Genomic DNA, 25,002 nt, shown 5'->3' with positions numbered 1-25,002 from the left:
GCTGGTATTTGCATGATGAATGATAAAGATCTCTCCACCTGGCAGACTTTCCGTCGCCTCTGGCCGATGATCACACCTTTTAAGACCGGGCTGATCGTGGCGGCTATTGCGTTGGTACTGAACGCGGCCAGCGACGCCTTTATGTTGTCTTTGCTTAAACCTTTATTGGATGACGGTTTTGGGAAAACGGAAAGCAGCATTCTGCTGTGGATGCCATTGGCGGTAATTGGCCTGATGGTGGTGCGTGGAGCGACTGGCTTTGTCTCCAGCTACTGCATTTCATGGGTATCCGGCATGGTGGTGATGCATATGCGTCGCCGGCTGTTCGGCCACATGATGAGAATGCCGGTATCGTTTTTCGATCAGCAGTCTACCGGTACCTTGCTGTCACGAATCACCTATGATTCCGAACAGGTAGCGTCATCGTCCTCCAGCGCGCTGGTGACCGTGGTGCGTGAAGGGGCGTCGATAATCGCGCTGTTCACCATGATGTTCTACTACAGCTGGCAGCTGTCTGTGATCCTGATCGTTCTGGCACCGGTTGTCTCTATTGCTATCCGCGTTGTTTCCAAGCGCTTCCGTAATATCAGCAAAAACATGCAGAACACCATGGGGCAGGTGACGACCAGCGCAGAGCAGATGCTCAAAGGCCATAAGGAAGTGCTGATTTTTGGTGGCCAGCAGGTTGAAACCGATCGCTTCAATTCAGTCAGCAACCGCATGCGCCAGCAGGGCATGAAACTGGTTTCTGCGTCCTCGATCTCTGACCCTATTATTCAGCTTATCGCTTCACTGGCGTTGGCCTTTGTGCTGTATGCCGCCAGCTTCCCAAGCGTGATGGCTACCCTCACCGCTGGGACCATCACCGTGGTCTTCTCTTCGATGATCGCCCTGATGCGCCCGCTGAAATCACTGACCAACGTTAATGCCCAGTTCCAGCGTGGGATGGCGGCGTGTCAGACCCTGTTCTCAATCCTGGATATGGAACAGGAAAAAGATACTGGTACCCGCGAAGTCGCACGAGCCAAGGGCGATATCGAATTCCGTAACGTCACTTTCTACTACCCAGGGAAAGAAACGCCTGCGCTGCGTGATATCAATCTGAGTATTTCAGAAGGTAAAACGGTGGCGCTGGTGGGCCGTTCCGGCTCTGGCAAGTCAACCATCGCCAATCTGCTGACCCGTTTTTATGACGTCCAGGAAGGCGAGATCCTGATGGATGGTCACGATCTACGCGAGTACACATTGGCATCGCTGCGTGATCAGGTGGCCCTGGTTTCGCAAAACGTGCATTTGTTCAATGACACTATTGCCAACAACATCGCTTACGCGCGCGAAGAACGCTACAGCCGCGAAGAGATAGAGAAGGCTGCGCGCATGGCCTATGCCATGGACTTCATTGAAAAAATGGAGAACGGCCTGGATACGGTGATCGGTGAGAACGGGGTAATGCTGTCCGGCGGTCAACGCCAGCGTATCGCTATTGCCCGCGCCTTGCTGCGTGACTGCCCGATACTGATCCTCGATGAAGCCACCTCGGCACTGGACACTGAATCGGAACGTGCTATTCAGGCGGCGCTGGATGAATTACAGAAAAACCGTACTTCACTGGTGATTGCGCACCGCCTGTCGACCATCGAGAAGGCTGATGAAATCCTGGTGGTTGAGGATGGCCGTATTGTTGAACGTGGCGAACATGCGGTATTGCTCGAAAAGCAGGGCGCTTATGCCCAGCTCCATCGCATGCAGTTTGGTCAATAATGATCGAGCGCATCTGGTCAGGCAGTTCGCTGGTTTATTTGCTGCTGTTACCGCTGTCCTGGCTGTATGGCCTGGTCAGCGGCCTGATTCGGCTCAGTTACCGTTGCGGCCTGCGTAAAAGCTGGCGCGCACCGGTACCGGTGGTGGTGGTAGGGAACCTCACTGCTGGTGGCAACGGCAAAACCCCGATGGTGATCTGGCTGGTGGAACAGTTGCAGCAGCGTGGATACCGAGTGGGTGTGGTTTCTCGCGGTTATGGTGGTAAAGCAGAAGCTTATCCGCTGTTACTTAACGCGGGTACTACCACCCAGCAGGCGGGTGATGAGCCGGTGTTGATTTATCAGCGTACTGCTGCGCCAGTGGCAATTTCACCAAAGCGTTCTGAAGCAGTACAAGCACTACTTAAGCAGCAGCCACTTGATGTGGTGATTACCGATGACGGCCTGCAGCATTACGCTTTACAGCGTGATTTTGAACTGGTGGTGATCGATGGCGTCCGCCGCTTTGGCAATGGATGGTGGTTGCCGGCAGGGCCGATGCGTGAACGAGCTTCGCGTCTGAACAGTGTTGACGCCCTGATTGCCAACGGGGGTGTGGCTCAGCCTGGTGAAATCGCCATGCGGTTGCAGGCGCGTGACGCGGTTAATGTTGCCAGCGGTGAGCGCCGGCCGGCAGTCGAACTTCCACACGTGGTGGCAATGGCCGGTATCGGCCATCCCCCGCGCTTCTTCGCCACATTGGAAAAGCTGGGCGTAGCGGTCGAAAAGGAAGTGGCGTTTGCCGATCATCAGGAATATCAGCATGGCCCATTGGCAGCGCTGGTATCTTCAGAGCAAACGTTATTGATGACCGAGAAAGACGCGGTTAAATGCCGCGCTTTTGCTCAGCCCAACTGGTGGTATTTACCCGTTGATGCGGTACTTCCCTCCGAGCAGGCTGAGCAGTTGCTACACAGTATTGAAGCCTTACTGAAAAAGTAAATCAGACTGCCAGCGCGTGCAGCCCCAGTGCTTGCGCGCAGGCGTCTATCGAACGCTGCTGCGTTTGCTGATATAACGCCAATTCATCGATCACTTCTGCTCCCAACGCCAGTTCAAATGCCGCCCTGCTTGAGGCTGCGTTGTACTGAGTGTGGCCACTGTCGCCCAAATTCGATTGGAAAATGCCTGCGGCACTGACCGGCAGAAAGTCCTCATAGACCAGCGGCTGAAAGCGAATGTATTCCTGGGCGATCAGCTGTTCCAGCGTGCTGTGTTGATCCAGGGTTTCTTTAGCCGCCAGCCCACATTCGGTCGGGAAATAGCGGAACCAGGCCAACTGCTGCTCACGCAGGGTGGCGTAATCATCTGGAAACGCCTGGAAATTTTCCGCCAGCAACTGATTGTAGCGGTCAGCATTTTTTTCGCTCGGCGGTGCCTGCAATGCGTCGTTGGTAGCCTGTAGCAGGCGATCGTACAGTGCACGTCCTTTGGTTGTCAGCGCGACACCGCGTTGTTCAATCTCACCGAAGCGCGCAGTGTGGTGTCCGGCAACGGCGCTACCGTCATGTTCAACAAAGTCGACGTTTTCTTCTAGCGCTTTGAAACTGGTCTGGCGCAGCAGAATAGGGCGACGACGTGGCGGTGGGCCCTCAATCACAGCTTTTGGGGTGATACCTCGGTCAGGCATGGCCATTTGGACACGGTCAATATCGAGAGTGCGTGGCGTCAGATGGTTGATATGCGGGCCTTTAAAGGCCACTACGTCGGCGATCAGACGGTGCTGGTCGTGCAACTGCTGATATTCGGCTGCGCTAACCGTCGCCCGGCTGTGCCAACGGAAGGTTTCCAGCGCCTGTTCGACAAATTCATCTGCCTGACTGTCGTCCAGTCCACCCTGAGCCTCTTGCAATACGATCAGTTCAAGTGCCCGTTCAGTGAAGATACGGCGACGAGCCAACAGGCATTGCGCTAGCTCACGCAGCTCTGGGTTTTCAATCAGTTCCAGCCGCAATAAAGAGGTGAATACTCGGAATGGACTGATCTGCAGAGCATCCTCATGTTCTGCCCGAAATGCGGTAGAGTGAACCGGAACCCCGGCCATGGCCAGATCGTAATAGCCCACCGGAGACATGCCCATCACGTTAAACAGCCGTCGCAGGGTGGACAGTTCCTCTGCGGTGCCAACCCGAATAGCTCCGTGGCGCTCCATGGCCAGTCGTTCGACTTCGCCGGTAATTTGTAATTGATGAGCCAATGCGGCATCTTCGCGCAGGACCTGTCGGTTGGTCTCCGCCACCAGTTCGAGCAAATCGCCATACAGAGGTACCTCTTTCTGGTACATATCTGACATGGCGTGGGAGAATCTGGCGCGGATTTCATTCGGTGAGACGAACTGCTGGGCGGTCATGCGCATAGCTCCTTTATTCAGTATAATCTGAAAAATATCATTCTTGGCGGCAAACGTGCTGGTTGAGAGGTCATTTGCCTTGTTTTCACCTCAAGTTTAGCTAGGTCGATTAGGTTTTGTTATAGCCAGGCCAAGCATATTAGATTTTTATGCGTTAGCTCTCATTTGAACAGTGAAAAACGGAAAATACGGCCATCCAGAAGGCAATGCCTCCAAGAGATTTACGTAAAGAAAGACAAAATAATTCATTAACAATCATAGGTATAAAAACAAATGTGGCGAAATGCTAAAAACAGGGCAATAAACCTCTTGTGTAAAAGATAGATTTATGAGTAAATGCAACTCGGCCTGTGATACAGACCTATTTATGTTCGAGTTTAGAATTAAGCAGTTCCTCCAAAAACGTTATCATCTGATTCCGCTTCAAAGACGAACCTTCTAAGTACCTCCCATAAGTAATGTTTCTAAGAACGGCCAAAATTGCCTTATGGCAGGTTTTGTATATATATTTAAAAGGTAAATGAGTAATGTCTAAGAAGACGGGTCAAGTGAAGTGGTTCAATGAAAGCAAAGGTTTTGGTTTTATTGAACAGAACGACGGTGGTAAAGATGTATTCGTACACTTCTCCGCAATCGCGACCGACGGTTTCAAAACTTTGGCTGAAGGCCAGCGTGTTGAGTACACCGTAGAAGACAGCCCGCGCGGGCCGGCTGCTGCCAACGTTGTTGCCCTGTAAATAAACAGGGAATAACGTAAAGAGAACTTAATACAACCATGATGAGGCGTTTACGCTGATTCATTGGGCAAGATATTAAGTTCAACAAGCCCGCCAGAGTGCGGGTTTTTTATTTTTTGCTCACGAGAGGTTTGTTACGAAAAACTTTAGGATGGGCTGGTAGCGTCCAACAATAATAAAAATAACGTTGTTACGGATGCTCAAGTAAAAGGAAATAAGTTATGTTTAAAAATACTGTGTTACAAATGGGCCGTGTGAAATGGTTTGATCAGGCTGCAGGCTATGGTTTTATTTCACCGGTTGATGGTAGCGACGAAATCTATGTAAGCCGTCGTTCTATCGCCAATACTAAAAATAAATCGTTAAACGAAGGTCAGAACGTTGAGTTCTCGATCTATCGCAGCTCCCACGGGCTGTCAGCGGCAGACGTTATCGCGTTCTGACCCACCCCCTTCCTCGCCAGTGCCGGTGCCGCCACCCCAAGCACTGGCGAAGATAAATTCCCCGATATCTACTATTATCAAGCGATTGTTCAATCACTTCGGATATCAGGATGTACACCCCGGTTATTTCTCTTACTGCCGCCCGTGCGATCCACCTTGCCGCACAGGGGCTGCTATCCCCGATGAAACGCAAAGTCAGGCCCGACGACGTGGTTGCCGCCATTACACGTATGGGGCTACTGCAAATTGATACCATCAGCGTGGTTGCACGCAGCCCATACCTGGTCCTGTTCAGCCGCCTGGGCGACTACCAGCCGGAGTGGCTGGAACAGGCCCTGGCTGGCCGCCGGCTATTTGAGTACTGGGCGCACGAGGCCTGCTTTTTGCCCATTGAGGATTTTGGCCTGCTGCGTCATCGAATGTTGCAGCCGCAGGGGATGGGGTGGAAATACTCTGAAGAGTGGATGCGGGAACATCAGACGGCAATAGATGCTCTGTTGCAACATATTGAAACTGCTGGGCCGGTGCGCTCAGCAGATTTCAGCGCCGAGAAGAAGGGCAACAGCGGTTGGTGGGATTGGAAGCCGGAAAAACGCCATCTCGAAATCCTGTTCACCGCCGGTAAATTGATGGTAGCCGAACGGCGCAATTTCCATCGCGTTTACGATCTGACGGAAAGATTATTACCTCACTGGGATGATAGTCGGGATGTATTGTCTGTCGATGATGCTCGACAGGAAATGCTAAGGCGCAGCTGTCGTTTCCTGGGGATCTTCAGAGCCGAATGGTTGGCAGATTACTACCGTTTGAAGCGAGTGGCGCCGAAAGCGCTACTGACGTCGTTACAACAGCAGGGCGAAGTGTTGCCCGTGCGGATCGACGGTTTGGATGGAGAGTTTTACGTACACCATTCGCTGGCGGCAGAGCTGCAGCTGGCAGAGCAAGGAGCGTTAAAATCCAGCGTGACCACTTTACTTTCTCCATTCGACCCGGTGGTTTGGGATCGCCGTCGTGCGTTGGAGCTTTTCAACTTTGATTATCGGTTGGAATGCTACACGCCGAAAGAAAAACGGCAGTATGGTTACTTTACGCTGCCGGTGTTGCAACGCGGTGAGTTGATTGGCCGCATCGATGCAAAAATGCATCGTCGGCAGGGTATTTTCGAAATCATCAGTTTCCACCCGGAGGCCAAAGTTCGCTTTGGTAAGCAGCGTGTACAGGATATTTGGCAGGCGATAACCCGCAGTGCAAAATGGCACGGTGCGTCACAAGTTATTTTGGGGGATATTCCGGCGGTGCTGGCTCTAGAGTGGAGAACTGGCTGGCAAGTTGAATAACGAACGGCGTTGTCGGCTTGGGTAAAACGAATGTTCAGCGCCGCTCGTTACAAGGGGGTCTCAGTTGCTGAAGTTGGCAAACAGGGCGATGATTTTATGAAGACGTTTGATCATGATGATGTTTTTTGTGACTTGCATCACAAAATTCTACACTTGCGTCGGGGGCAATTCAATCCCCCTGGCAGATTAAAATGCAGCGACAAAACAGCCGGTGATTAACCTGGCGCATAGCGTTATGCTATCCTCACGCACTTTCCTGACGTTAAATCTCCACCCTGGAGGAAGCATGGATCACCGTTTACTCGAAATCGTCGCCTGCCCGGTCTGTACCGGTAAGCTTTATTTTAATAAAGAAAACCAGGAATTGGTCTGCAAAGTAGATGGCCTGGCCTATCCGTTGCGTGACGGCATTCCCGTGCTGTTGGAAAATGAAGCGCGAGCGCTGTCATTGGATGAGAAACACGCATGAGTTTTATCGCTATTATTCCAGCCCGTTATGCATCAACCCGCCTACCGGGCAAGCCGCTGGCCGATATCCACGGCAAGCCGATGGTGGTGCACGTAATGGAACGTGCGCGTGAGTCGGGCGCCAGCCGCGTTATCGTCGCGACCGATCATCCGGCGGTGGCCGAAGCGGTCAAGGCGGCAGGCGGTGAAGTCTGCATGACCCGAGCCGATCACAATTCCGGTACCGAGCGCTTGGCAGAGGTGATCGAGCACTATGGGTTTGCTGATGACGAAATTATCGTTAACGTTCAGGGTGATGAACCACTGATCCCACCGGTGATTGTACGTCAGGTGGCTGAAAATCTGGCGGGCAGTCAGGCCGGTATGGCCACCCTGGCGGTGCCGATCGACAGTGCAGAAGAAGCGTTTAACCCCAATGCGGTCAAAGTGGTGATGGATGCGCAGGGTTATGCGCTCTATTTCTCACGCGCCACCATTCCATGGGATCGCGAACGTTTTGCCCAATCCAAAGAAAGCATTGGCGACAGCCTGTTGCGCCACATAGGCATTTACGCCTATCGCGCCGGTTTTGTTCGCCGTTACGTGACCTGGGCGCCAAGCCAATTGGAGCAAATTGAGCTGCTGGAACAGTTGCGGGTGCTGTGGTACGGCGAAAAAATCCACGTGGCGGTTGCCAAGGCAATGCCGACCGTGGGTGTCGATACGCCGGAGGATTTGCAGCGCGTGCGTGACAGTATCAAAGGCTGAGCATTGAATGCCGGTGCGTCACGCAACGCGCCGGCAATATGATTTCCCTTCTTAATAATCCCCATTTTGTTGATCTGCGTTGAAGAATTTTTCTGCTCAGCGTTCGATGATGTCAGCGTCTCTTCTCTTTCTCTTGAGGCTATTCCCTTATGGAGCAGTTACGCGCCGAACTGAGTATGGTGCTGGGTGAGTCCATCAGCCGGCTGGAACGCGTTAGCGAACAACCTTATGCCCACATGTATTCACTGTATGACCAACAGGGCCACGCGATCCCGCTGATGGCAAAAAGCTTTGTCTGCCAGGGCATTGCCCAACAAGAAGCTTACAAGCTGTCGATGCTGTCGCGTGAAGGGGATATTCGCCTGCCGACGGTGTATGGCGTGGTCTATACCCACCAGGCACCCTATAAAGAAATATTGTTGATCGAACGCTTGCGTGGCGTATCCGTAGAGGCACCGACACGCACGCCGAACCGCTGGACTACCCTGATGGAGCAGATTGTCGATGGCGTATTAGCCTGGCACCGGATTGACAGCCATGGCTGCGTGGGCACGGTAGACAGCACCCAGGAGAACGATTGGTTCTGTTGGTATCAACAACGGGTCGAAGTGCTATGGTCAACCTTGGGTAATCTCAACTCACCGTTGCTGACGATGGATGATCGTCGCTTGTTATATCGCACGCGTGAAGCATTGACCCACTTTTTTGTCGGTTTCGACGATCCTTGCGTATTGGTGCACGGTAACTTGTCGCTGCGCAGTATGTTGAAAGATCCGAAAAGCGATCAGCTTTTGGCAATGCTCAACCCCGGAATGATGCTGTGGGCACCGCGTGAATATGAGTTATTCAGGTTATGTGAAGTGGGAATGCCGAGCCAGTTGCTGTTTTATTATTTGCAACGTGCGCCGGTAGCGGAGTCCTTCCTGATGCGGCGTTGGTTGTATGTGGTGTGGGAAGCAGTAGGACGGTTGATTCATACCGGCAAACTGGAGCGGCAGCCGTTTGACTATGCGTCCAAACAACTGCTGCCCTGGATTACCGGTTAACGCCGATTAGTCGACAGAAACTTCATCGGAACCTTTCAACCGTTGCCACAGGCTGCCCAGCGTTTCATACCAGGCTCGTTCGCTGTGGCCGAGGAACATCGCCGACGGCATCACCCGATCCCAGATATTCAATCGCGAACTGATGGCCAACTGATTGGCCGGCGCGGGGATCGGGTGCAGCCCCTTGGCTTCAAAGAAGCGCATGGCCCGCGGTAAATGGTTGGCTGAAGTCACCAGAATAAACGGCTGCTGACCGACCAGCTTCGACACCTGCAATGCCTCCTGCTCGGTATCCAACGGGCGATCCAACAGAACGATATCAGCGCGGGGGACTCCCAGGCTTTCCGCCACCTGCGCCGCAGTTGCCGCGTTACTCTGGGTTTGGGGACTACCGGCGCCGGTGAACACCATTTTGGTCCCTGGATGGGCGAGATATAAGCGCACACCTTCTGTGACTCGTGGCAGGCTATTGCCGATCAGATTGGAACTGGGTGCCCAATCCGGATTAAAGGTATAGCCGCCGCCCAGCACCACGATATAATTCACCGGGTCATTGCCACGATAGGTGACATACTCAGATTCTATCGGGCGCAGTAATCTGTCGGCCACCGGCTGCAGGCTGAAAAGCAGTAAAAACAGCCAGCCCAGCGTGAAAATGACTTTACCGCTTTTTTGCCAACGGGTGAACCACAGCAGCAACAGCGCCAGTCCCATCAGTAGCAACAACGCGGGCAACGGCATTAAAATGGCACCAATGAATTTTTTCAGGTTAAACAGCATCAAAAATCAGGTCCTTTTGGGCGAAAAAACGACATCCGGGCACAATCGGGCCGCAAGAAGATTCATTCTAAGCCAGTCTGTGCCAAAATAGCAGGTTTGAATGGGCTGGTACTTTGCCCCCAGCCGGATAAGATCAGCGGAGCCGTTGTCCATGCAGGATCGCAATTTTGACGATATTGCTGAAAAGTTTGCGCGTAATATTTACGGCACCACCAAAGGCAAAATCCGCCAGGCGGTAGTTTGGCAGGATCTGACCACGCTGTTGGCCCAGTTGCCGCAGCGGCCGCTGCGCATTCTGGATGCCGGCGGTGGCGAAGGCCATATGGCCTGCCAATTGGCACAATTAGGACATCAGGTGTTGTTGTGCGATCTTTCTGGTGAGATGATCCAACGCGCCGCGTTGCTGGCTGAGCAGAAAGGTGTGAGCCAGAACATGCAATTCATACAAAGTTCAGCTCAGGATATTGGTCAACACTTGGAACAGCCGGTTGATCTGATATTGTTCCATGCGGTGCTTGAATGGATCGCCGAACCTGAGGCTGCGCTGCAGGCGCTCTTTAATTGCCTGTTGCTGGGGGGCGCACTGTCATTGATGTTCTTCAACGCCAATGGCCTCTTGATGCGTAACGTGGTGTTGGGTAATTTCCAACTGGTTAACCCAGAGGTCAGAAGACGCAGAAAGCGTTCGTTGTCGCCGCAGTATCCACATAGTCCGCCTCAAGTGTATGGCTGGCTGGAACAGTTGGGCATGCGCATCAGCGGGAAAACCGGCGTGCGGGTGTTCCACGATTATCTGCAGAGCAGGCAGTTACAGACACAAAAATTTGAAGAGTTACTGGCGCTTGAACAGCACTATTGCCGGCAGGAGCCGTACGTGAGTTTGGGGCGCTATATTCACGTCATGGCGCATAAACCAAACCTGAAGGACGAACTATGAGTGAATTTTCCCAGACAGTACCCGAACTGGTCGCCTGGGCACGGAAAAATGATTTCTCTATTTCGCTCCCTACGGAGCGTCTCGCGTTTTTGCTTGCTATCGCCACTTTGAACGGCGAGCGGCTGGACGGTGAGATGAGCGAAGGTGAGCTGGTTGATGCATTTCGCCATGTCAGCAAGGGTTTCGAACAGACGCATGAAACGGTGGCCGTGCGCGCCAACAATGCGATTAACGACATGGTGCGCCAGCGCCTGTTAAACCGTTTTATCAGCGAACTGGCGGACGGTAACGCGATTTACCGTCTGACGCCGCTGGGCATCGGCATTACCGATTACTATATCCGTCAGCGTGAATTCTCCACGCTGCGTTTATCGATGCAGTTGTCGATCGTGGCGCAGGAGCTCAAACGCGCGGCCGACGCCGCCGATGAGGGCGGTGATGATTTCCACTGGCACCGCAACGTGTTTGCCCCGCTGAAATATTCGGTGGCGGAAATCTTCGACAGTATCGATTTGACTCAGCGGATCATGGATGAACAACAGCAGGGCGTGAAGGACGATATCGCAGCGCTGCTGAACAAGGATTGGCGTGCGGCGATCTCCAGCTGTGAGATGCTGCTGTCCGAAACCTCGGGTACCCTGCGCGAACTGCAGGATACGCTGGAGGCGGCGGGCGATAAACTGCAGGCCAACCTGTTGCGAATTCAGGATGCCACGCTGGGTGGTGCGGAACTGGGCTTTATTGACAAACTGGTGTTCGACCTGCAAAGCAAGCTCGACCGCATTATCAGTTGGGGCCAGCAGGCGATTGACCTGTGGATTGGCTACGACCGCCATGTGCATAAATTTATCCGTACCGCGATCGACATGGACAAGAACCGGGTGTTCGCCCAGCGTTTACGTCAGTCGGTGCAAAACTATTTCGACAACCCATGGACACTGACCCATGCCAATGCCGACCGTCTGCTGGATATGCGAGACGAAGAACTGGCGTTGCGCAGCGAGGAAGTGACCGGGGAACTGCCGCCGGATCTGGAGTTCGAAGAGTTCAGCGAAATCCGTGAGCAACTGGCGGCAATGATCGAACAGGCACTGAAGATTTATCAGGAACAACAGATGCCGCTCAATTTAGGGGCGGTAATGCGCGATTATCTGGCGCAATATCCGCGTGCTCGTCATTTCGACGTGGCACGTTTAGTGGTCGACCAGGCAGTGCGCCTTGGTGTGGCTGAAGCAGATTTTTCAGGGTTGCCGGCACAGTGGCAGGCAATCAATGATTACGGAGCCAAGGTCCAGGCCCATGTCATCGACAAATATTGAACAAATAATGCCAGTCAAGCTGGCCAAGGCATTGTCTAACGCGCTGTTCCCAGCGCTGGACAGCCAACTGCGTGCGGGTCGTCACATCGGTATCGATGAACTGGACAACCACGCTTTCTTAATGGATTTCCAGGATGAACTGGAAGAATTCTACACCCGCTACAGCGTAGAGCTGATCCGCGCGCCGGAAGGATTCTTCTACCTGCGTCCACGCTCTACCACGCTGATCCCGCGCTCGGTACTGTCCGAGCTGGATATGATGGTGGGGAAAATCCTGTGCTTTCTGTATCTCAGCCCGGAGCGTCTGGCGCATGAGGGTATTTTCAGCCATCAGGAATTGTACGACGAACTGCTGAGCCTGGCGGACGAGAGCAAATTGCTGAAGTTCGTTAACCAGCGTTCTACCGGCTCGGATCTCGATCGCCAGAAGCTGCATGAAAAAGTACGTACTTCACTGAACCGCCTGCGTCGTTTGGGCATGGTCTATTTCATGGGCAACGACAGCAGCAAGTTCCGTATCACCGAGGCGGTGTTCCGCTTTGGCGCCGATGTGCGCAGCGGTGACGATCCGCGTGAAGCGCAGTTGCGTATGATCCGCGACGGCGAAGCAATGCCGGTTGAAAACAGCCTGTTGCTGAATGATGAGAGCGATGCAGAAGACGCGTCGCTTGATACCACACCGGACAGTGCAGAGGATGAACAGGAATGATTGAACGCGGTAAATTTCGCTCGCTGACGTTGGTTAACTGGAACGGCTTCTTTGCCCGCACCTTTGATCTCGATGAGTTGGTGACCACGCTGTCCGGCGGTAACGGGGCAGGGAAATCCACCACTATGGCGGCCTTCGTCACTGCGCTGATCCCCGATTTGACGCTGTTGCACTTCCGTAACACCACTGAAGCCGGTGCCACCAGTGGCTCTCGCGACAAGGGCCTGCACGGTAAACTGCGCGCCGGTGTATGTTATTCGACTCTTGATGTGCTCAACTCGCGCCACCAGCGTGTAGTCGTGGGTGTTCGTCTGCAGCAGGTCGCCGGCCGTGACCGCAAGGTCGACATCAAGCCGTTCGTGATCCAGGGCCTACCGACGGCCATGCAGCCGACGGAGCTTTTGACCCAAACGGTGGGCGAGCGCCAGGCGCGCGTACTGTCGCTGCAGGAACTGAAAGATCGCGTCGAAGAGATGGAAGGGGTGCAGTTTAAGCAGTTTAACTCCATCACCGATTACCACTCATTAATGTTCGATCTGGGCGTGATCCCGAAACGCCTGCGTTCATCGTCCGATCGCAGCAAGTTCTATCGTCTGATTGAAGCCTCGCTGTACGGCGGTATTTCCAGCGCCATCACCCGCTCACTGCGCGACTACCTCTTGCCGGAAAACAGCGGCGTGCGCAAGGCATTCCAGGATATGGAAGCGGCGCTTCGTGAAAACCGCATGACGCTGGAAGCGATCCGCGTGACCCAATCCGACCGTGACCTGTTCAAACATTTGATTTCCGAGGCCACTTCTTACGTGGCGGCGGACTACATGCGTCATGCCAATGAGCGGCGCATTCATCTGGACGGGGCACTGGTGCTGCGCAATGATCTGCTGGGCAGCCGCAAACAGCTGGCCGCCGAGCAATTCCGTCATGTTGAAATGGCGCGTGAGCTGGCGGAGCAGAGTGGTGCGGAATCCGATCTGGAAACCGATTATCAGGCGGCCAGCGATCACCTGAATTTGGTACAAACGGCGATGCGTCAGCAGGAAAAGATCGAGCGTTATGAAGGCGATCTGGAAGAGCTGACCTACCGATTGGAAGAACAAAATGAAGTGGTTGCGGAGGCCAGCGAACAGCAGGCCGAAAACGAAGCGCGTGCCGAGGCCGCCGAACTGGAAGTGGATGAGCTGAAAAGCCAACTCGCCGACTATCAGCAGGCGCTCGACGTGCAGCAGACCCGTGCCATTCAGTATCAACAGGCATTGCAGGCACTGGAACGTGCGCGTGCGTTGTGCCAATTGCCGGAACTGACCGCCGAAAATGCCGAACACTGGCTGGATACTTTCCAGGCGCGCGAGCAGGATGCGACAGAAGCGCTGCTGATGCTCGAGCAAAAGCTGAGCGTGGCCGACGCCGCGCACGGCCAGTTTGAACAGGCTTATCAGCTGGTGGGTAAAATCGCCGGCCAGGTCAGCCGCAGCGAAGCCTGGCAGTGTGCGCGCGAATTGCTGCGCGACTGGCCATCACAGCAACACCTTGCCGAACGCGTGCAACCCTTGCGTATGCGCCTGAGCGAGCTGGAACAGCGTCTGCGCTCCCAGCAGGATGCCGAGCGTCTGCTGCAGGAATTCTGCAAACGCCATGGCCAGCAGTATCAGCCGGACGAACTCGATGCCCTGCAACAAGAACTGGAAGAGCGTCTGGAATCGCTGTCGCAGGGCGTTAGCGATGCCGGTGAGCGTAGGATGGAAATGCGCCAGGAACTGGAGCAAATTCAGCAACGCATCCGCGAACTGACTACCCGCGCACCTATCTGGTTGGCGGCGCAGGATGCTCTGAGCCAGCTCGGTGAGCAAAGCGGCGAAGCGCTTGAAAACAGCCAGCAGGTTACGGAGTACATGCAGCAACTGCTGGAGCGCGAACGTGAAACTACTGTTGAGCGTGACGAAGTGGCTGCCGGTAAACGTGCTGTTGAAGCGCAAATTGAACGTCTCAGCCAGCCAGGTGGTGCCGAAGATCAGCGTCTGGTCACGCTGGCCGAACGTTTTGGCGGTGTGTTGCTGTCCGAAATCTACGACGACGTTACCATCGACGATGCACCCTACTTCTCCGCTTTGTACGGTCCGTCACGCCACGCCATCGTGGTGCCGGATCTGTCGCTGGTACGCGAGATGCTGGAAGGGTTGGAAGACTGCCCGGAAGATCTCTATCTGATCGAAGGGGATCCGCAGTCGTTTGATGACAGCGTATTCGCCGTCGAAGAACAAGACCGCGCGGTGTTGGTTAAAACTGCCGAACGCCAGTGGCGTTACTCACGTTACCCGGCAGTGCCGTTGTTTGGCCGTGCCGCACGTGAGAACCGCCTGGAAATATTGCATGCCGAGCGGGAAAAGTTGGCAGAGCGTTATGCCACCCTGTCGTTCGACGTGCAGAAAACCCAGCGTTCGCACCAGGCCTTCAGCCGTTTTATCGGTAACCATCTGGCGGTAGCCTTTGACGCCGATCCGGAAGCCGAAATCCGTGGCCTCAATACCCGCCGTGGTGAAATCGAACGTGCGCTGAATAACCATGAAGCGCAGAACCAGCAGCAGCGTCAGCAGTACGAGCAGGCGAAAGAGGGCATTTCTGCACTGAACCGTCTGACGCCGCTGGTTTCATTACTAAACGATGAAACCCTGCAGGATCGGGTGGAAGAAATCCGTGAAGAGCTGGAAGAGGCGCAGGATGCCGCGCGTCATATTCAGCAGCACGGCGTTTCCCTGACCAAGCTGGAGCCGCTGCTGTCGGTGCTGCAGAGTGATCCGCAGCAGCATGAGCAGTTGCAGCAGGATTACACTCAGGCGCAGAGCGTGCAGCGTCAGGCCAAGCAGCAGGCGTTTGCCCTGATTGAAGTGGTGCAGCGTCGTGCACACTTCAGCTATACCGACTCTGCCGGCATGCAAAATGCCAATAACGATCTGAACGACAAGCTGCGCCAACGTCTGGAACAGGCGGAAGCGGAACGTACCCGTGCCCGTGAGCAGCTACGCCAGTATCAGACCCAGTTCACCCAGTACAGCCAGGTGTTGGCATCGCTGAAAAGCTCGTATGACGCCAAGCGCGACATGCTCAAAGAGCTGAGCCAGGAACTGGTAGACATCGGTGTGCAGGCGGATGCCAATGCCGAAGCCCGTGCGCGCACTCGTCGTGATGAATTGCATGCGGCCCTGAGCACCAACCGTGCGCGCCGTAACCAACTGGAAAAACAGCTGACCTTCTGCGAAGCGGAAATGGACAGTCTGCAGAAGAAACTGCGCAAGCTTGAGCGCGATTATTATCAGCTGCGTGAGCAGGTGGTTACCGCCAAGGCAGGCTGGTGCGCCGTGATGCGCCTGGTGAAAGACAATGGGGTTGAGCGTCGTCTGCACCGCCGCGAACTGGCCTATATGGACGGTGACGAGCTGCGCTCAATGTCGGATAAGGCGCTCGGTGCGCTGCGTCTGGCGGTGTCGGATAACGAACACCTGCGCGATGTGCTGCGCCTGTCGGAAGATCCCAAGCGCCCGGAACGCAAGATCCAGTTCTATATTGCGGTCTATCAGCATCTGCGCGAACGTATTCGTCAGGATATCATCCGTACCGACGATCCGGTTGAAGCCATCGAACAGATGGAGATCGAACTGGGCCGCCTGACCGAAGAGTTGACCGCGCGTGAACAGAAACTGGCAATCAGTTCCAAGAGCGTAGCGAACATCATTCGCAAAACCATCCAGCGTGAACAGAACCGTATTCGCATGCTCAACCAGGGCCTGCAGGCGGTTTCCTTCGGGCAGGTGAAGAGCGTGCGATTGAACGTCAACGTGCGTGAAGCGCATGCGACGCTGCTGGACGTGCTTTCCGAGCAACAGGAACAGCATCAGGACCTGTTCAACAGCAACCGACTGACCTTCTCGGAAGCCTTGGCCAAGCTGTATCAGCGTCTGAATCCGCAGATTGACATGGGACAGCGTACGCCACAGACCATCGGCGAAGAGCTGCTGGATTACCGCAACTATCTGGAGCTGGAAGTGGAAGTCTTCCGCGGCTCGGACGGTTGGCTGCGTGCCGAGAGTGGCGCGTTGTCTACCGGGGAAGCGATTGGTACCGGGATGTCGATTCTGGTGATGGTGGTGCAGAGCTGGGAAGAAGAGTCACGCCGTCTGCGTGGTAAAGATATTTCTCCATGCCGACTGTTGTTCCTCGATGAAGCGGCGCGACTGGATGCCAAATCCATCGCCACGCTGTTCGAGCTGTGCGACCGTCTGGAAATGCAGCTGATTATCGCAGCACCGGAAAATATCAGCCCGGAAAAAGGCACGACTTATAAACTGGTGCGTAAAGTGTTCCAGAATCATGAACATGTACACGTAGTAGGGCTGCGCGGTTTTGCCAATGAGCCGCCGGTTCTGGGTGTTACTGCGGCAGAAACGCCGTAAACGCAAAAAAAGCCCGCTAATAATCTGAAAATAGCCGCCCTGGGGTGGCTATTTTTTTGTGCGGGAGGATGATAGTCCTGCTTTTTTCTGCGCTGAAAACCGAGTAGCCTAATGAAATAGCAGTTATTCATAGGCACTCAAAGGGCAAAATGGCTTTTCTGTTCGTATACTGAAACTAATAAGTTGTCTTGGTTATATTTTTTGTGAGCATACAGGGGGCAATGGATGTTGCTTAGAAATGGAAACACTGTACGGCGGCTGGCGTTAAGTTGCGCAATCGCATGTGGTCTTGCGTCGTCTTTACCCGTATGGGCAACCGTTCCTGCGTTTCCGGTAGCGTCATCCGGCATGTCAGTGGCGCAAAGCCGTTCGGAAATAATGGCGGCATTACCGAAAGGTGCCACACCCTATTATCTTTCGACGCTGGCTCCTTTATATGCAGCGAACCGGATGCAATTGATGTGGCAGGACCACGAAGCGGTTCAGCAATTTCAACAGCAACTGGCCGAGTTGGCGATGTCTGGCGTACAGCCGCAGTTTACCCAATGGGTGAAGCTGTTGACCAACCCGGCGATTACCGATGTGGCGCGCGATGTGGTGCTGTCTGATGCGATGCTGGGCTATTTGCAGTTCGTTTCGTCCATCGGTGCCAACGGTAATAATTGGCTCTACAGCAATATTCCCTACAAACTCGGTCTGCCGCCCAATACGGTGATTAACCAATGGCAGTTGGCGGTACGTCAGGGGAAAACTCTGGCTTATGTCAATACGCTGGCGCCACAGCATCCGCAATACGCCAAGATGCATCAGGCCCTGCGGGATATGCTGGCCGATGGTCGTCCGTGGCCGCAAATGGCTAATGGCCCAAGCCTGCGTCCCGATCAACTGAGCGATGGTATCCCAGCTTTGCGTGAGATCCTGGCGCGTAACGGCATGCTGACGCCTTCTACGGTACCGGTGGAAGCGCAGGATCCCCCTGCGGTATTGACCGGTTCGCGTAATGAACCTGACGATGGTGGCCTGTCGGTCGATGAAGAAAAAAGTCGAGAAAGCCAGAGTGCCGTGGTCAGTCCGGCCGCAGCTCCAGTGAAAGAGCTGGTCCCAACGCCGCAGTCGCCTTTTTCGCAGCAGTCAGAGAGCCCGGTGACCGTTACCGATAATCGCTATACTCCCGATCTGGTGGAGGGCGTCAAGCGCTTCCAGAAATGGCAGGGTCTGAGTGCAGACGGCATCATTGGCGTGCGCACTCGTGAGTGGCTTAATGTGACTCCGCAAATGCGCGCTTCGCTGTTGGCACTGAATATCCAGCGGTTACGGATACTCCCCGGCCATGTCGATACCGGTATTATGGTTAACATTCCCAACTACTCGTTGACCTACTATCAGAACGGCAATGAAGTGCTTTCCTCGCGGGTGATTGTCGGGCGGCCGAGCCGTAAGACGCCGCTGATGAGCAGCGCATTGAATAATGTGGTGGTGAACCCGCCGTGGAACGTACCGACTACGCTGGTGCGTGAAGATATCGTGCCGAAGGCGATGCGTGACGGCAGCTACTTCCAGAAGCATGGCTATACCGTTCTTTCGGGTTGGAGCAACGATGCCGAGGTGATTAACCCGGCAATGATCGACTGGAGTATGATTTCGCCTCGTAATTTCCCGTATCGGATCCGCCAGGCTCCGGGAGCGACCAACTCACTGGGGCGTTTTAAATTCAACATGCCGAGTTCGGACGCTATCTATCTGCACGATACACCCAACCATAATCTGTTCCAGAAAGACATTCGTGCCTTAAGCTCCGGCTGTGTTCGGGTCAACAAGGCATCGGATTTGGCGAATATGTTGTTACAGGATGCCGGCTGGAACAACACCCGTGTTTCTTCCACCCTGAAACAGGGGAATACCACCTTCGTAAATATTCGCCAGCATATCCCGGTTAAATTGTATTATTTAACCGCTTGGGTCTCTGATGATGGAAAACCACAATTCCGCACAGATATTTACAATTATGATGAAACGGTGAGATCGGGCGCACAAATTTTGGCTCAGGCCGAAAAATTAATGCAATAAATGCAGTAATTATAAATAAATAACGGTCAGAATATCGGGCCATGTTGCAGGCACTCATTGCGTGAGTGCCTGCAAACCGCAGGACATCACGGGTTGACTCAGCCAGCGTGGGCGGTTATGGTTCGGGCAGTGCGCTGTTTTGTGCATATATTTTGATATTCTTGCCGGGTTTAACAGAAACATGGACAAAATTGATCATCATCGCCGTAAATGGCTGGCGTTAGGTAGCGCCGCTGTGGGCATAGCGCTGCTCCCAGGGCAAGCCTTTGCCAGCCTTTCTACTTCGCGCCCGCGTATTCTTGTTGTAAATAATATGCATACGGGCGAATCGCTTAAAGCCGAATTCTTCGACGGCAAGGGATATAATAAAGACGAATTAGTCCGCCTTAATCATCTCTTCCGTGATTATCGAGCCAATAAGGTCAAGTCGATCGATCCTCGTCTGTTCGATCATCTCTATCGTCTGCAAGGTCTATTGGGCACCAACAAGCCGGTGCAGTTGGTTTCAGGTTATCGCTCCCTTGACACCAATAATGAGCTGCGTGGACGCAGCCGCGGTGTGGCCAAGCACAGTTACCACACCAAAGGCCAGGCGATGGACTTCCATATCGAAGGCATCCAACTGAGTAATATCCGTAAAGCGGCGTTAAAAATGAGCGCCGGTGGTGTAGGATATTACCCACGTAGCAACTTCGTACACATTGATACCGGCCCGGTGCGGACCTGGTAATCGCTGTGCACCATAAGTGAGTCGCGTCAGCCCGGCAGGGTATGGCGCCGTTGTCGTTGGAGCCTTATGAAATACCACATTATTCCCGTTACCGCTTTTAGTCAGAACTGCAGCCTGATCTGGTGTGAGAGCACTCAGCAGGCGGCGTTGGTCGATCCCGGCGGTGAACCTGAAAAACTGAAGGCCGAAATAGCCAGACAGGGCGTAACTGTTACGCAGATCCTGCTGACTCATGGCCATCTCGATCACGTTGGCGCTGCCGCTGAGCTGGCTGAGCATTACCAGGTGCCGATCTTCGGCCCGGATAAGAGAGATGCTTTCTGGCTGGACGGCCTGCCTGCGCAGAGCCGCATGTTTGGGCTGGAAGAGTGCGCACCGCTGACGCCAACCCAGTGGCTGGAAGAAGGGGATAGCGTGCAGGTGGGCGAGATGACGTTCAAGGTGCTGCATTGCCCTGGCCATACTCCTGGCCATATCGTGTTTATTAATGATCAGGCGCGATTGGCGCTGGTGGGCGACGTGCTGTTTAACGGTGGCGTTGGGCGCAGTGATTTCCCACAAGGCGATCACCAGGCGTTGATTAACTCGATCCGCACCAAACTATTGCCGCAGGGTGATGACATGGCGTTTATTCCAGGTCATGGGCCAATGTCGACCTTCGGTCAAGAGCGTGAAACCAATCCGTTCCTGCGTGAAGAGCCGGCCATCTGGTAAGTTATTTCCGGCAGAAATAACTCCTGGTAGAAATAACGAAGGGGCGCTTTGAGCGCCCCTTTTGCTATGTGTCATGCGACGGTTTTACAGCACGGCGACGATGGCTTCGCACAGCGGCGCCATATTGTCCGGTGTCATGCCGGCAACGTTAACGCGACCGGAGTTAACGGCGTAGACGCCAAACTCGTCACGCAGACGCAGCACCTGTTCTTTGGTCAGCCCGCTGAACGAGAACATGCCGTTCTGATTGATGATAAAGCTGAAGTCTTGCTCAGCGCCTTTCTCCTGCAGGGTATTCACGAACAGCTGGCGCATACGATGAATGCGTTGACGCATGTCGGTCAGCTCCTGCTCCCACAGCGCACGTAACGCATCGTCGCCCAGGATGGTTGCCACAATGGCAGCACCGTGTGACGGTGGGTTAGAGTAGTTGGCGCGGATGGCGGCTTTCACCTGGCTGAAGGCGCGGTCGGCGGTTTCTGTGTCAGCAGCAACGACGGTGCAGGCACCCACGCGTTCGTTGTAAAGACCGAAGTTCTTCGAGTAAGAACTGGCGACGATCAGCTCCTGATGTTTGGCGGCAAAAATGCGCAGGCCCTGGGCATCTTCTTCCAGACCATTGGCAAAGCCCTGGTACGCGAAGTCGAACAGCGGCAACCAGCCGTTAGCCACAGACAGCTCGGCCAATTGTGCCCACTGCTCTGGCGTTGGGTCGATGCCGGTTGGGTTATGGCAGCAGCCGTGGAACAGCACCACATCGCCGGTCTGAGCCTGTTTAAGGCTGCGGAGCAGACCATCGAAGTCCAGCGCATGATTGGCTGCATCGTAGTAGGCGTATTCCAACACTTCCAGACCGACCGCACCAAACACGTTGTTGTGGTTCGGCCAGCTTGGGTTGCTGATCCAGATGCGTTTCGCGCTGGTCTGGTTGGCGATGAAGTCAGCTGCTACACGCAGGCCGCCGGTGCCACCAGGCGTTTGTGCGGTACGCGCACGCTTGTCGGCAATGATTGGGCTTTGTTTGCCGAACAGCAGCTCTTGCGTGCAGTTGGCGAACGCCGGAATACCTTCAATGCCGAGATAGTTTTTGGTGGTCTCATTTTCCAGGAGATACTGCTCAGCTTTTTTAACGCTGGTCAGCACCGGAGTTTTACCGGTTTCATCTTTATAAACGCCAATCCCCAGGTTGATTTTGTTAGGGCGGGTGTCAGCGCGGAAAATGTCGGTCAGACCCAGGATAGGATCGGCAGGTGCAGCAGTGATTTTTTCAAACATGTCAGGTGTTTCCATGGCTCGGAGTTAAGCAGACAGAAGCATCAGGGTAGCGCCAGTGATGCCCTTTGCCAACCGTTTGCGAGAAAAACACCGCGATCTTGTGAAGGGGGCAGGTTAGGCAGAAAAAATGGCGGGGAAGGGCAAATCGGCAGGATAAAAATTCACAGATGGCGCACAAACAAAAACAGGGCCGAAGCCCTGTTTTTTTAACTTATCCGACGGTGAACCGCCGTTAAGCGCGACAACTTAGAACTGGTAAACCAGGCCTACACCAACAACGTTGTCTGTTGATACACCGTTAGCGCGGGTGTAATCATTTTCGTCCAGCAGGTTGATTTTGTAATCAACGTAGGTGGACATGTTTTTGTTGAAGTAGTAGTAGGTAGCTACATCAATGTATTTCACCAGGTCAGCATCGCCGCCGGTGAATGCGCCGTTGCCTTTCAGCTGCTTGCCTTTAGACTGCAGGTAAGCCAGGGAAGGTCGCAGGCCGAAGTCGAATTGGTATTGGGCAACCAATTCAAGGTTTTGAGTTTTGTTAGCGATCTGATTAGCAGAACCGTATGGCGTGGTATTACGAGATTCGCCGTAGAACGCTGCCAGGTAAACGTTGTTGGCATCGTATTTGGTACCCAGGGCGTATGCATCAGCTTTATCGCCGTTGCCGTCAGCTTTCTGGTATTTAGTACGGTTTGAAGAGAAGTATGCGCCGCTAACGCTAACGCCTGCGCCGATGTCATAGGCAACAGATGTACCCCAACCGTCACCGTTCTGATCTTTCAGGCTACGGTTGTCATTTTCATTCTTACCCTGGTATTGAACGGCAAAGCTCAAGCCGTCCACCAGCCCGAAGAAGTTGCTGTTACGGTAGGTAGCCAGACCGTTAGAACGACCAATCATAAAGTTGTCGTTGTTCTGATACATAGTATCGTCACCGAACACCGGCAGTTGGTCAGTGTAGGCCATAACGTCATAGATTACGCCATAGTTACGACCGTAGTCGAAGGAGCCGTAGTCAGCGAATTTCAGACCAGCGAAGCCCAGACGAGTCTTGGTGCCTTCGGTGCCCTGAGATTCAGCGTGGTTAGCCTGAACGTTGTATTCCCACTGGCCGTAACCGGTCAGTTGGTCGGCAATCTGAGTTTCACCTTTGAAGCCGAAGCGAACGTAGGTCTGATCGCCATCGTCGCCATCGTTTTTAGAGAAAGTATGGCGTGCATCAACTTTACCGTACAGATCCAGCTTGTTGCCGTCTTTGTTATAGATCTCAGCAGCGTTTGCTGCACCAGCCGCTAACAGAGCCGGGATTACCACTGCAAGAATGTTGCGCTTCATCATTATATTACCCTCATTGGTGTTATTCGGACACCTTTGCCACTGCCGCCAATAATTCTTTTGAACTATTGTTGATAGATTGGTGTCGTCCTGTGTCTGCACGCAGTGTTCCATTCACAGCCGGGTTAATCTAGAACGAAAATGCTACTAATGTCCCAATGAGGTTTCAAAAAGAAAGTATTTGTAACTAAATGTAATATTAAGGGAACTTTGTGACGTGGGTCAATATAAATAAATGCGAAAGGCCAGCAAAGCTGGCCTTGGTTTTGTAACTAAATTAATTGGGAAATGTATTATCTGATTAATTAAAAGGTTGCATTACGTGGTGTACGTGGGAACGGAATGACATCACGCACGTTTTGCACGCCGGTTACATAGGCGATTAAACGCTCAAAGCCCAAACCGAAACCGGCATGAGGCACGGTGCCGTAACGACGCAGATCGCGATACCACCAGTAGTCTTCTTTATTCAGCCCCATGTCTTCCAGACGCTGATCCAGTACGTCCAGACGTTCTTCACGCTGAGCACCGCCGATGATTTCACCAATGCCCGGAGCCAGAACGTCCATTGCGGCAACGGTTTTACCGTCATCGTTCATACGCATATAGAAAGCTTTGATGTCTTTCGGGTAGTTTTTCACGACTACCGGCGCTTTGAAGTGTTTCTCAGCCAGATAACGCTCATGTTCGGAAGACAGGTCGATCCCCCAGGAAACCGGGTTTTCGAAAGTCTGGCCGGAAGCGATCAGGATTTCCACCGCTTCGGTGTAATCAACCTGAGCAAAATCGGAAGAAACAAAACGTTGCAGGCGGTCAATGGCATCTTTGTCTACGCGCTCGGCGAAGAACTGCATGTCATCCATGCGCTCGTTCAATACGGCCTGGAATACATACTTCAGCATTTTTTCCGCCAACTCGGCGATGTCTTCAAGATCGGCAAATGCCACTTCCGGTTCGATCATCCAAAACTCCGCCAGGTGGCGGCTGGTGTTGGAGTTCTCGGCGCGGAAAGTCGGGCCGAAAGTGTAAATTTTCGACAGCGCACAGGCATAAGTTTCGCCGTTCAACTGGCCGGAAACGGTCAGGAAGGCTTCTTTACCGAAAAAGTCCTGGCTAAAATCGACAGCACCTTTATCGGTTCGCGGCAGATTTTCCAGATCCAGGGTTGAAACGCGGAACATTTCACCGGCGCCTTCGGTATCCGAGGCGGTGATCAGCGGGGTGGAAACCCAGAAGAAGCCATTCTCGTGATAGAAACGGTGAATGGCTTGTGCCAGCGTATGACGTACGCGGGCAACGGCACCGATCAGGTTGGTGCGTGGGCGCAGGTGAGCCACTTCGCGCAGGTATTCGATGCTGTGACGTTTGGCCGCCATCGGGTAGGTGTCTGGATCGTCAACCCAGCCAACCACTTTAATCGCGGTTGCCTGCAGTTCGAAACTCTGACCTTCGCCCGGAGATGCTACCACAATGCCGGTGACTTCAATGGAACAGCCGGTGGTCAGATGCAGCACTTCATCCTGATAATTCGGCAGAGAATTATTAACGACGGCCTGTAACGGATCAAAGCAGGAACCGTCATAGACGGCCAGGAAGGAGATACCAGCTTTAGAATCTCTCCGGGTACGCACCCAACCGCGCACGGTGACTTCACTGTCAACCGTAGCACGGCCTTGCAGTACGTCGACTACAGGCACTACGCTCATAGATTTCTCTCTTTAATAATTTGGTTTAGAAATAGCTTATAACCCAGGAATATGGGGA

General features: G+C 53.7%; 20 protein-coding genes. 15 read left to right on the top strand and 5 right to left on the bottom strand.

Annotated features, from left to right (window positions below):
* The first annotated feature begins 12 nt into the window (after positions 1–12).
* On the top strand, positions 13–1,761 hold the full coding sequence (gene msbA, locus ACUTSU_RS12195; protein WP_130380008.1) for a lipid A ABC transporter ATP-binding protein/permease MsbA: 1,749 nt from the start codon (positions 13–15) through the stop codon (positions 1,759–1,761).
* Positions 1,761–2,741 (top strand): tetraacyldisaccharide 4'-kinase, encoded by a 981-nt coding sequence (gene lpxK / locus ACUTSU_RS12190; protein ID WP_445650184.1) that lies wholly within the window; start codon positions 1,761–1,763, stop codon positions 2,739–2,741. The genes msbA and lpxK overlap by 1 nt, the downstream gene beginning before the upstream one ends.
* A gap of 1 nt (position 2,742) precedes the next feature.
* Here lpxK and hglS read toward each other — a convergent pair whose 3' ends face one another.
* Positions 2,743–4,149, bottom strand: coding sequence for a 2-oxoadipate dioxygenase/decarboxylase HglS (gene hglS, locus ACUTSU_RS12185; protein WP_445650185.1), 1,407 nt, complete (start codon positions 4,147–4,149; stop codon positions 2,743–2,745).
* A gap of 527 nt (positions 4,150–4,676) precedes the next feature.
* Here hglS and cspE point away from each other — a divergent pair.
* From cspE to ACUTSU_RS12155, 6 genes are all read left to right on the top strand, one after another.
* On the top strand, positions 4,677–4,886 hold the full coding sequence (cspE, locus tag ACUTSU_RS12180) for a transcription antiterminator/RNA stability regulator CspE (RefSeq protein WP_004717375.1): 210 nt from the start codon (positions 4,677–4,679) through the stop codon (positions 4,884–4,886).
* Between the two features lie 221 nt (positions 4,887–5,107).
* The gene (locus ACUTSU_RS12175; RefSeq protein WP_006320799.1) at positions 5,108–5,329 is read left to right on the top strand and encodes a cold-shock protein; all 222 of its coding nucleotides are present in this window, start codon (positions 5,108–5,110) and stop codon (positions 5,327–5,329) included.
* Positions 5,330–5,439: 110 nt separating this feature from the next.
* Positions 5,440–6,666 (top strand): winged helix-turn-helix domain-containing protein, encoded by a 1,227-nt coding sequence (locus ACUTSU_RS12170; RefSeq protein WP_445650186.1) that lies wholly within the window; start codon positions 5,440–5,442, stop codon positions 6,664–6,666.
* Between the two features lie 286 nt (positions 6,667–6,952).
* Complete coding sequence (locus tag ACUTSU_RS12165; RefSeq protein ID WP_012006145.1) at positions 6,953–7,135, top strand: Trm112 family protein; 183 nt, start codon at positions 6,953–6,955, stop codon at positions 7,133–7,135.
* Positions 7,132–7,881, top strand: coding sequence for a 3-deoxy-manno-octulosonate cytidylyltransferase (gene kdsB, locus ACUTSU_RS12160; protein WP_445650187.1), 750 nt, complete (start codon positions 7,132–7,134; stop codon positions 7,879–7,881). Before ACUTSU_RS12165 ends, kdsB begins: the two co-directional genes overlap by 4 nt.
* 149 nt (positions 7,882–8,030) lie before the next feature.
* Positions 8,031–8,927 carry a YcbJ family phosphotransferase gene (locus ACUTSU_RS12155; protein ID WP_445650188.1) on the top strand — a complete coding sequence of 299 codons (897 nt, stop codon included), beginning with the start codon at positions 8,031–8,033 and terminating at the stop codon, positions 8,925–8,927.
* Between the two features lie 6 nt (positions 8,928–8,933).
* Here the strand turns inward: ACUTSU_RS12155 and elyC are convergent, their stop codons facing one another.
* Complete coding sequence (gene elyC / locus ACUTSU_RS12150; protein WP_445650248.1) at positions 8,934–9,707, bottom strand: envelope biogenesis factor ElyC; 774 nt, start codon at positions 9,705–9,707, stop codon at positions 8,934–8,936.
* A 151-nt stretch (positions 9,708–9,858) separates the two neighbouring features.
* Between elyC and cmoM the strand changes: the two genes are divergently transcribed.
* From cmoM to ACUTSU_RS12115, 7 genes are all read left to right on the top strand, one after another.
* Positions 9,859–10,644, top strand: a complete 786-nt coding sequence (cmoM, locus tag ACUTSU_RS12145) for a tRNA uridine 5-oxyacetic acid(34) methyltransferase CmoM (RefSeq protein WP_445654223.1) — start codon at positions 9,859–9,861, stop codon at positions 10,642–10,644.
* Positions 10,641–11,963 (top strand): chromosome partition protein MukF, encoded by a 1,323-nt coding sequence (gene mukF, locus ACUTSU_RS12140; protein ID WP_012006150.1) that lies wholly within the window; start codon positions 10,641–10,643, stop codon positions 11,961–11,963. Before cmoM ends, mukF begins: the two co-directional genes overlap by 4 nt.
* Complete coding sequence (mukE, locus tag ACUTSU_RS12135) at positions 11,944–12,672, top strand: chromosome partition protein MukE (RefSeq protein ID WP_153857307.1); 729 nt, start codon at positions 11,944–11,946, stop codon at positions 12,670–12,672. The genes mukF and mukE overlap by 20 nt, the downstream gene beginning before the upstream one ends.
* Complete coding sequence (gene mukB / locus ACUTSU_RS12130; protein WP_445650190.1) at positions 12,669–17,117, top strand: chromosome partition protein MukB; 4,449 nt, start codon at positions 12,669–12,671, stop codon at positions 17,115–17,117. Before mukE ends, mukB begins: the two co-directional genes overlap by 4 nt.
* Positions 17,118–17,342: 225 nt before the next feature.
* Positions 17,343–19,184, top strand: coding sequence for a L,D-transpeptidase (gene ldtD, locus ACUTSU_RS12125; protein ID WP_445650191.1), 1,842 nt, complete (start codon positions 17,343–17,345; stop codon positions 19,182–19,184).
* Positions 19,185–19,365: 181 nt separating this feature from the next.
* Positions 19,366–19,914, top strand: coding sequence for a YcbK family protein (locus ACUTSU_RS12120; RefSeq protein ID WP_112350332.1), 549 nt, complete (start codon positions 19,366–19,368; stop codon positions 19,912–19,914).
* 66 nt (positions 19,915–19,980) lie between these two features.
* Positions 19,981–20,628 carry an MBL fold metallo-hydrolase gene (locus ACUTSU_RS12115; protein WP_445650192.1) on the top strand — a complete coding sequence of 216 codons (648 nt, stop codon included), beginning with the start codon at positions 19,981–19,983 and terminating at the stop codon, positions 20,626–20,628.
* 84 nt (positions 20,629–20,712) lie between these two features.
* On the opposite strand, the gene ACUTSU_RS12110 is transcribed toward ACUTSU_RS12115, so the two are convergent.
* From ACUTSU_RS12110 to asnS, 3 genes are all read right to left on the bottom strand, one after another.
* Positions 20,713–21,903 (bottom strand): amino acid aminotransferase, encoded by a 1,191-nt coding sequence (locus tag ACUTSU_RS12110; RefSeq protein WP_445650193.1) that lies wholly within the window; start codon positions 21,901–21,903, stop codon positions 20,713–20,715.
* Positions 21,904–22,149: 246 nt separating this feature from the next.
* Complete coding sequence (gene ompC, locus ACUTSU_RS12105; RefSeq protein WP_445650194.1) at positions 22,150–23,241, bottom strand: porin OmpC; 1,092 nt, start codon at positions 23,239–23,241, stop codon at positions 22,150–22,152.
* 302 nt (positions 23,242–23,543) lie between these two features.
* Complete coding sequence (gene asnS, locus ACUTSU_RS12100; protein ID WP_445654222.1) at positions 23,544–24,944, bottom strand: asparagine--tRNA ligase; 1,401 nt, start codon at positions 24,942–24,944, stop codon at positions 23,544–23,546.
* Between the last annotated feature and the right edge of the window lie 58 nt (positions 24,945–25,002).

It is taken from the genome of Serratia sp. NA_13 (assembly GCF_052691735.1).
The sequence above is the reverse complement of the archived record's forward strand: the minus strand, read 5'-3'. Positions and strand labels throughout refer to the sequence as shown.

Excerpts from the sequence above, each read along its gene's own strand:
- msbA (WP_130380008.1), top strand. The coding sequence starts at position 13 with ATGATGAATGATAAAGATCTCTCCACCTGGCAGACTTTCCGTCGCCTC.
- lpxK (WP_445650184.1), top strand. The coding sequence starts at position 1,761 with ATGATCGAGCGCATCTGGTCAGGCAGTTCGCTGGTTTATTTGCTGCTG.
- hglS (WP_445650185.1), bottom strand. The coding sequence starts at position 4,149 with ATGACCGCCCAGCAGTTCGTCTCACCGAATGAAATCCGCGCCAGATTC.
- cspE (WP_004717375.1), top strand. The coding sequence starts at position 4,677 with ATGTCTAAGAAGACGGGTCAAGTGAAGTGGTTCAATGAAAGCAAAGGT.
- ACUTSU_RS12175 (WP_006320799.1), top strand. The coding sequence starts at position 5,108 with ATGTTTAAAAATACTGTGTTACAAATGGGCCGTGTGAAATGGTTTGAT.
- ACUTSU_RS12170 (WP_445650186.1), top strand. The coding sequence starts at position 5,440 with ATGTACACCCCGGTTATTTCTCTTACTGCCGCCCGTGCGATCCACCTT.
- ACUTSU_RS12165 (WP_012006145.1), top strand. The coding sequence starts at position 6,953 with ATGGATCACCGTTTACTCGAAATCGTCGCCTGCCCGGTCTGTACCGGT.
- kdsB (WP_445650187.1), top strand. The coding sequence starts at position 7,132 with ATGAGTTTTATCGCTATTATTCCAGCCCGTTATGCATCAACCCGCCTA.
- ACUTSU_RS12155 (WP_445650188.1), top strand. The coding sequence starts at position 8,031 with ATGGAGCAGTTACGCGCCGAACTGAGTATGGTGCTGGGTGAGTCCATC.
- elyC (WP_445650248.1), bottom strand. The coding sequence starts at position 9,707 with ATGCTGTTTAACCTGAAAAAATTCATTGGTGCCATTTTAATGCCGTTG.
- cmoM (WP_445654223.1), top strand. The coding sequence starts at position 9,859 with ATGCAGGATCGCAATTTTGACGATATTGCTGAAAAGTTTGCGCGTAAT.
- mukF (WP_012006150.1), top strand. The coding sequence starts at position 10,641 with ATGAGTGAATTTTCCCAGACAGTACCCGAACTGGTCGCCTGGGCACGG.
- mukE (WP_153857307.1), top strand. The coding sequence starts at position 11,944 with ATGTCATCGACAAATATTGAACAAATAATGCCAGTCAAGCTGGCCAAG.
- mukB (WP_445650190.1), top strand. The coding sequence starts at position 12,669 with ATGATTGAACGCGGTAAATTTCGCTCGCTGACGTTGGTTAACTGGAAC.
- ldtD (WP_445650191.1), top strand. The coding sequence starts at position 17,343 with ATGTTGCTTAGAAATGGAAACACTGTACGGCGGCTGGCGTTAAGTTGC.
- ACUTSU_RS12120 (WP_112350332.1), top strand. The coding sequence starts at position 19,366 with ATGGACAAAATTGATCATCATCGCCGTAAATGGCTGGCGTTAGGTAGC.
- ACUTSU_RS12115 (WP_445650192.1), top strand. The coding sequence starts at position 19,981 with ATGAAATACCACATTATTCCCGTTACCGCTTTTAGTCAGAACTGCAGC.
- ACUTSU_RS12110 (WP_445650193.1), bottom strand. The coding sequence starts at position 21,903 with ATGTTTGAAAAAATCACTGCTGCACCTGCCGATCCTATCCTGGGTCTG.
- ompC (WP_445650194.1), bottom strand. The coding sequence starts at position 23,241 with ATGATGAAGCGCAACATTCTTGCAGTGGTAATCCCGGCTCTGTTAGCG.
- asnS (WP_445654222.1), bottom strand. The coding sequence starts at position 24,944 with ATGAGCGTAGTGCCTGTAGTCGACGTACTGCAAGGCCGTGCTACGGTT.